8 protein-coding genes are annotated in these 6,565 nt (G+C 32.5%); 3 read left to right on the top strand and 5 right to left on the bottom strand.

What is annotated here, in order from left to right; translation table 11 throughout:
- The 3 genes from DMP16_RS11010 to DMP16_RS07100 all read left to right on the top strand — a co-directional run.
- Window positions 1–356, top strand: a 356-nt coding sequence (locus DMP16_RS11010) for a hypothetical protein (protein ID WP_185957835.1), incomplete at its 5' end; no start/stop codon positions are given.
- A gap of 740 nt (window positions 357–1,096) precedes the next feature.
- Window positions 1,097–1,522, top strand: a complete 426-nt coding sequence (locus tag DMP16_RS07110; protein ID WP_143577026.1) for a zinc ribbon domain-containing protein — start codon at window positions 1,097–1,099, stop codon at window positions 1,520–1,522.
- Between the two features lie 460 nt (window positions 1,523–1,982).
- A complete protein-coding gene (locus tag DMP16_RS07100; protein ID WP_069281364.1) occupies window positions 1,983–2,489 on the top strand; it encodes a hypothetical protein in 507 nt (168 codons plus the stop codon).
- A gap of 9 nt (window positions 2,490–2,498) precedes the next feature.
- Here DMP16_RS07100 and DMP16_RS07095 read toward each other — a convergent pair whose 3' ends face one another.
- The 5 genes from DMP16_RS07095 to DMP16_RS07075 are packed head-to-tail and all read right to left on the bottom strand — an operon-like array spanning window position 2,499 to window position 6,411.
- The gene (locus tag DMP16_RS07095) at window positions 2,499–2,996 is read right to left on the bottom strand and encodes a hydrogenase maturation protease (RefSeq protein ID WP_069281363.1); all 498 of its coding nucleotides are present in this window, start codon (window positions 2,994–2,996) and stop codon (window positions 2,499–2,501) included.
- Window positions 2,989–3,597, bottom strand: a complete 609-nt coding sequence (locus DMP16_RS07090) for a DUF6084 family protein (RefSeq protein WP_069281362.1) — start codon at window positions 3,595–3,597, stop codon at window positions 2,989–2,991. The genes DMP16_RS07095 and DMP16_RS07090 overlap by 8 nt, the downstream gene beginning before the upstream one ends.
- Before the next feature lies 1 nt (window position 3,598).
- Entirely contained in the window at window positions 3,599–4,015 is a 417-nt protein-coding gene (locus DMP16_RS07085) for a hypothetical protein (RefSeq protein ID WP_143577025.1), read from the bottom strand.
- Window positions 4,005–4,616, bottom strand: coding sequence for a hypothetical protein (locus DMP16_RS07080; RefSeq protein ID WP_083216327.1), 612 nt, complete (start codon window positions 4,614–4,616; stop codon window positions 4,005–4,007). The genes DMP16_RS07085 and DMP16_RS07080 overlap by 11 nt, the downstream gene beginning before the upstream one ends.
- On the bottom strand, window positions 4,600–6,411 hold the full coding sequence (locus tag DMP16_RS07075; protein ID WP_069281360.1) for a nickel-dependent hydrogenase large subunit: 1,812 nt from the start codon (window positions 6,409–6,411) through the stop codon (window positions 4,600–4,602). Before DMP16_RS07075 ends, DMP16_RS07080 begins: the two co-directional genes overlap by 17 nt.
- Window positions 6,412–6,565: the final 154 nt, after the last annotated feature.

The raw sequence follows: 6,565 nt of genomic DNA, 5'->3' as shown, positions 1-6,565 counted from the left end.
ATGAGACTACCATTAAGAAGTTAAAACCAATCGAGAATGAGTTGAATTATGTTCTCGAAAAAACAAGAAAGATAGAAGAGGTGGAGAAAATTTCGAAAAATATAAAATTATATGGTAAAATACTTAATATAATGCTCCTAATCTTAGTAATTTCTACATCGTTATCTTTCCCTATCTATATATTTTTTCCTTCTCTGCCTATAACGTCATACTATTACTACTTTGAGAGTGCTCAAGGTGTAATAATCTTATTCCTATTCGTAGCTCTACTTAAAGAGTACAAGAAAATTGATATCAATGTGATTTTTGAAGATCCTAAAAGAGATATTTTAGGTTCGTCTAAGAAAGAGAATTAAACCTTTAAATATTGTAACTCCTTAGTCATTCAAAAATTTTTTATCTTCAGTCTCATTTTATTCCCAAAATCCTAGGATATCAACAAATTATACTGCTTTAGTGATATCAGTTAACCTTTGGAAAGATTAGTGACAGAAAAATTCTAAGTTAAATCAAGGTCTTATGAATTTTTTATTTAAAACTTTTTTCTAAATAGTATTTTTACAAATTTTTTAAAAATTCTGTTTTCATCAATTGTTTATAGAAGATAAATTACTGCCCCTTAAAGTCAGAAAATTTTTAAACAATTGTATAATGAAGGTGAATATTTCATGTTATGTTCTTTAGAAATTAGAGTAGGTTTAATGTATCATATGATAACTATTGAATATAATTTTCAAGACATTTCATACTCTCCAGAAAGGATTAGATGAGATTCTTATTTTCATAAAAACAAATATTTATACAGTTTATCCTGATTAAATCTCCTCCAACAATTGTCATTAAATTTTTAAAGTTTCAACAATATTGGTTCGTTTTAGAAAGTTATCTCCCATATTATACTGTAGATTTAGTACTAATTTAGTCTTATTAAAGGATAAGAAATATCGTAATATACATTACCACTTTATGAAAGGCTTCTTCCCATTTATAGTAAGATAAAAATTCGTTTTGTTGAGTAATGTGACGTAATCATGGAAAGTATGAACTTAGCCTAGGCAACAATAAATATTAAATATCTTATCTAATAATAAAACGTATGCGAAAGACCTTTCAAGGAGTTAACGTAAATGTTCAACAGTTAGCTCAAAGTTTAGCTGAGTGGTTTAGGTTAAAAGGTTATATTTCACAATATTATGGCTATGGTAACAGCTATATAGTTCAAGCTAAGAAAGAAGGATTACTAAGACATTTATTTGCTGCAGACAGAGCTTTCACAGTTAAGATCATTGGATATCCAAACTATTTGGATGTAGATATTGGTGTGGCCAATTGGGTTAAAGCAGAAGATGTTACCGAAGCTTTGATTGGAGACCTGATTCTAGGACCACTAGGTTTATTGATAGAGGGTGGAGAAGGGTTATGGAACTTAGAAATAGAACATGAGACAATGAAAGAGATAGAGAGATTAATAAAAAGTGGTCTAGTTAACATGAATATTCAGCAGCCATACTATATGCCATAACAACAGTACTATGTTCCTACATAACAGTTTAAAGTATGCCCTAATTGCAGATTTCAAAATCCTCCTTATGCTAGATTTTGTAGTAACTGTGGAACTCAACTATCCTAGATCAAGATGAAAAAAGTTAGAAAATAAAAAATTTTATAACATAATTAAGTTTAAAGATTTTTTAATAGTCATTTCAGATGAGGGATTGAGCGGATTAGAGTTAATAAGTGAAAACTTTATAATTGCTGGAAGGATAGTTATGATACAATTCCTAATAAAGAAATCTTTGGAAAATGGGAAATGAGTTGGGACGAGTTCTTATTGATGCTCGTAAGAGGAAGGTCAAAATTTTAACTAAGGATCATTAGGTAGATAGAGAAGAGTCATGAAGAAGCGTATGAGGAATTATGGAAACTTCAGTTATAAACTAGGTTAGATAATTTTTAAATATCATGTATTACAAGTATATACTATGAATAATAGATTTAATATAAATGATAAAAGAGATAGAGAGATATGGATTAGGACTATTTGTAACAATGATAAGATAGAGGATGAAAAGGAATGTAAGGAAAATATTAAGGAAAATTTAAAAATATTAAATGTAAATGATATCGAGCTAAAAAATATATTATTTAAGTATTTAGATAACGTCCTTGAGAAGTATCTAAGATATGTACAAGCATTTAATTATTACATGAAGTATTTTACGCTAGACGAAGAACTGTTAAGGATAGGAGGTAAAAAATTTATCTTAACCCCTCCTATGTTAAATTGTTTACCTAAAATTGATGTTGATGAAAATACTAACGTATATGATGTTATTGAGGAATATAAGAAACTCATTTCTAGCAATACTAGTCCCTCATTTTTAAGGGACTGTTTTATTGAACTTAATTACATTAATTTTCTCGTTGATAAGAGGATAATTTCATTGAAACAATTTCTATCCTTGTATTCTAAGATAATACCTATGTAAGAAACTTTCTTAAATGAGTAAGTGAGCATTAATGGAAACTAGGAGTTGTTTAAACTTCTCTTCAGCCTTTAATAAGGCGTTTTCGACACTTTTACTTAGCCCAATTTTATAATCCTCATACTCTTCCGGCTCACAACCTATTACATAAATTTCTTTAGGTAAAGCATTTAACTTTTTGCTTATTATTAACGCTCTCTCTGGATCTATTTCATGAAGATAGGCTACAGAGTCATTAATATCTTCTATAGGTATACTATCATAAGGGATTTTTAGAACATATAAATTGCCTGGCTTTCCATTTCTCTTAATTGCGTCAAGGATAATCAGAACATCGAAGTGATCAGAAATCAACTCATGAACCAATGAAATTCCGCTATTTCCGACATCGATGACGTTTATACACTCATTAGCATATTTCTCTAGCCTTTTAGCAAGCTCAATACCAAAAGCGTCATCACCTTTTAAAAGGCTTCCAAAACCCGTTACTAATATTTTCTTTTCACACATTTTCTTTCTCCTTTTCAGCTATCTTTATAAGATCTTCTATAGCCTCACTATAACTTGGATAAAACCTCTTTCTCTTAAGCTCCTCCAGCTTTTCCAGAACGTCTCTTCTAATTTTTATCCATATTATATCAGCTCCGTAAAATGTCCTTATTATATTATTCCATGTATCGAAATCTAAATCATAAATTGTCTCAATTGGTGGTTCTTGTGGTAATTGAGAGAAGGTCAACTTATTATCTTTATAATAAATAATCATGCCATCTATCGCAAATGCTAAGGTCAATTTCTTTTCCTTTCTCTCCCTAAACCTTAAGAGCAATGCCACATCCATTTCACCCGTAATCGGAACTGTAATATCAACTTTAACATTTCCCTTAAATCTAGGTGTGGAAAAAGTTGATGAGGTTAGATATTCTCTCTCTAGTTGTACGTATCCCTCATAGTGCTGAGTGTATTGTATAAAGATTCCTATCTTTCCTATTATTCCCAATATCTCCTCTTCTACATTTTTATTGTTAAATTCAACTGTAAGAATAATTGTTGGAGATACTGAAAACTGATGCGGCTTGATGTCTAAAACTCTCATTGATATATCAAGCATTTTATGACAACTCGTGAAGACTATTAATTCTTAATGGTCTTTTAGTATCTATCTTAAACTTAAAACTCTCATTAATGGTAAGGTTACAATATAGTGGTCCTTTCTCGTGGCAAGCACATTTAGGATCGTTGCATAATCCGTGTGCAGATCCGTGGAAAAATTTAAACTCCTCTTCATATCTACTTTTTGCCTCATTTAAGCCAATAGAGGATAAGATATAGTAACCATTGTCTTCCTTAATTAGATACCCATATTTACATAACCTATCTAGGCAATCATTAATTATCTCAGTTTCCATTCCACTAAACTTAACTACGTCATTAATACAAAATTTATTTAAACCAGCGTATATCTGCAAAAAGTAGCACACTTGAAATATTTCGTCTAATACCCCTAAAGTCTCCCAATCATCTCCCAATTTTAAAAACCTCCTCAATATTCATACCGTATTCCTCCCTTATAACTTTTGAGGCAATTTTAACTATATCATATAATTTTTCATTTAATTCTATTTCTTTAATAATAATTTTTAAAACGGCTAATATACTCCATACTATTTCCTCACTTAACATATTGTTCTCTCTTATCTCGTCTACCTCAACTTCGATTACTTTTATTTTCCTCCTTAAATCTTCATTTGCAAAATATTTCAAAAAATATATTATTGCATTTATATCTACTGATCCGCTTACTGATTCTCCTATGAGTTCTTGTATTTTATCTTGCTCAATTAGGTTTATCTCATCTAGATGATATATGTGAATTTTGCCTAATTTTTCCATTTTCTTTATTGCTCCCACAAGAATTATCTCATCTACGTTAATCTCATTCAATCTGTGATAAACTGCAACTGCGTTATAACTTAAATCTTCAATAAGGATGTTATTAGGCAAATTCAAATTTTTCAATATATCGACAATTAACGGTCCTATTCCATAATCAGATAATCTATGATAACCTATACCTCCTATAAGAAAAGATTTCATCTTTGCATTTTCACCATCATATGCTACATGCACATGTAGTTACATCTCTTGTTATCACTCTGCCTCCAGTGAACATGTGTACTGTACAAGGCATACAAGGATCGAAGCTTCTAATACTTCTTAAGATATCAATCCCAGTAAATTGTTCTGGTGTAGTAAACTTTTCAACTATTGGTGTATTTAATGCTGCTTCTTCATATGGACCAGGTTGATCTAATGGATCCCTTGGTGAGGCATTTATAGTAGATGGAGTTATTATCTGATAATTATAAATCTTGTAGTCTTTAATTATCAAGTGATGTGATAGCCATCCCCTTCCAGCTTCATAAAAGCCTACTCCAATACCTTCTCTTGGTATTTCGAACTTATTCCATACTTTAGTCTTTCCTGCTCTTAAGTATTCGAAAGCCTTTAGCAAGAAATTCATGGCAACTCCTATTACATATGGTATATGATAGGCTCTAGCCCTATTTCTCTCTAATGCGTTAATTACTTTAGGTACTTTCCACTCTAATTCCATTTCCGGTAACGTAGCTCCTTTAGGAACTGTTATTTTGAGTCTTCCACCTCCGGCCTTTATGAAAGGATTTGATGGGATTTTATTAGCGATAGCAGTTAACCAGTGTCTAGCTAATGGTCCCCCACCAGTTTCTACTACTAGTTTATTCCACCTTGGTGCCGTATCCCATGTGTACTTTTCACGCCAATTCAATGGTCCGGGTTTAGGAATTGTTATCTTATTCCATGGATGGTCAACACTTAAAGGGTTACCTAATGGATCTTTTTCCAGGATTTTTGGTTGTTTCTCCCACTCTTCATAATAAGAGTGAGTAACGAATTCTTCTAGCCCTACATTTGCGTCAATTAAACTAGTAGTCTCCAACTGTCCATCCTTTATGACGCCTGGAGTTACCATTCTCCTCTCTCCCCACTCCTTAGCTTTATCGTACTTGTAGAGATCCCCGGATTCAGCAAGCTCTGGATCATCATAAATTCCACCACATATTATGTTTATTTTAGAAGCTTTACCTACATTTTCATACTCTGGAACTTCTTTATAAAAGAAGTTAACCAAATCCTCCCATATTAACGCAACCGTTTTTGCCCAATCATAAATTTTTGTCAATCTCACTAAGTAGTCAGTAAATAGATCTGGCCTTAATGTAGTGGATACACCTCCAGGTACTAAGGTTGATGGGTGAGGATATCTACCCAACATTAAACTAAACATTTCCCTAGCTATCCTGGTGATTTGGATAGCTTCCAAGTATAATTTTCCGCTTAATGGGTTTAACGCTTCCATAAGATCTCCAATGGTACTGAAACCGTGAATATCTCTATGCTCAGCAGGAGTTTTCTTAGCTGTTTCATATAACGTGGGATTAGTTTTTGAAACTATGGCAGCAGAGTAATCTGGGCCAGCTAATAAGAATAGATGTAACGGATGATCATACATCATCTCTGCGGCTCCTGCAAGATTCCTCATTACAACAGCTAACGGTGGAGGTGTTACACCATAAGCCATTTCTTGTGCCATCACTGAAGTGACTGAATGTACCCCACCACAAACCCCACATGCTCTACTGCTTATCATAGCAGCATCTCTTGGATCTCTACCTCTCAAAATAACTTCATAACCTCTAAATAATGCTGCAACACTTCTAGCTTCTATAACCTTTCTAGCATTTAAATCCACTTTTACGTAAAACGCTAGATCTCCAGCAACCCTAGAAACTGGGTCCCAAAATATCTCTCTAACGTTAGAAGATTGAGATCCAGGGGGATCTAATTCTTTACATTCCTCTGGGGATAGCTTATCTAAGCACATATTTTATTTCCACCTAGGTGATTTATCAGTTTTAGTTTTCATAGTGTTTAATCTAGCAGACTTCTTAATAGAACCCGGTAAGAATCCAAATCTTAAGCTTAGCATGTGTTGCAGCATTATTTAGAGGTTATGAAGTTATTTTGAGAGGTAGAGA

It is taken from the genome of Sulfolobus sp. B1, assembly GCF_007050195.1.
Classification (GTDB): Archaea; Thermoproteota; Thermoprotei_A; order Sulfolobales; family Sulfolobaceae; genus Saccharolobus.
The sequence above is the reverse complement of the archived record's forward strand: the minus strand, read 5'-3'. Positions and strand labels throughout refer to the sequence as shown.

Coding starts and splice junctions, on each gene's coding strand:
- DMP16_RS07090 (WP_069281362.1), bottom strand. CDS start 3,597: ATGCTTGATATATCAATGAGAGTTTTAGACATCAAGCCGCATCAGTTT.
- DMP16_RS07110 (WP_143577026.1), top strand. CDS start 1,097: ATGCGAAAGACCTTTCAAGGAGTTAACGTAAATGTTCAACAGTTAGCT.
- DMP16_RS07075 (WP_069281360.1), bottom strand. CDS start 6,411: ATGTGCTTAGATAAGCTATCCCCAGAGGAATGTAAAGAATTAGATCCC.
- DMP16_RS07100 (WP_069281364.1), top strand. CDS start 1,983: ATGAATAATAGATTTAATATAAATGATAAAAGAGATAGAGAGATATGG.
- DMP16_RS07095 (WP_069281363.1), bottom strand. CDS start 2,996: ATGTGTGAAAAGAAAATATTAGTAACGGGTTTTGGAAGCCTTTTAAAA.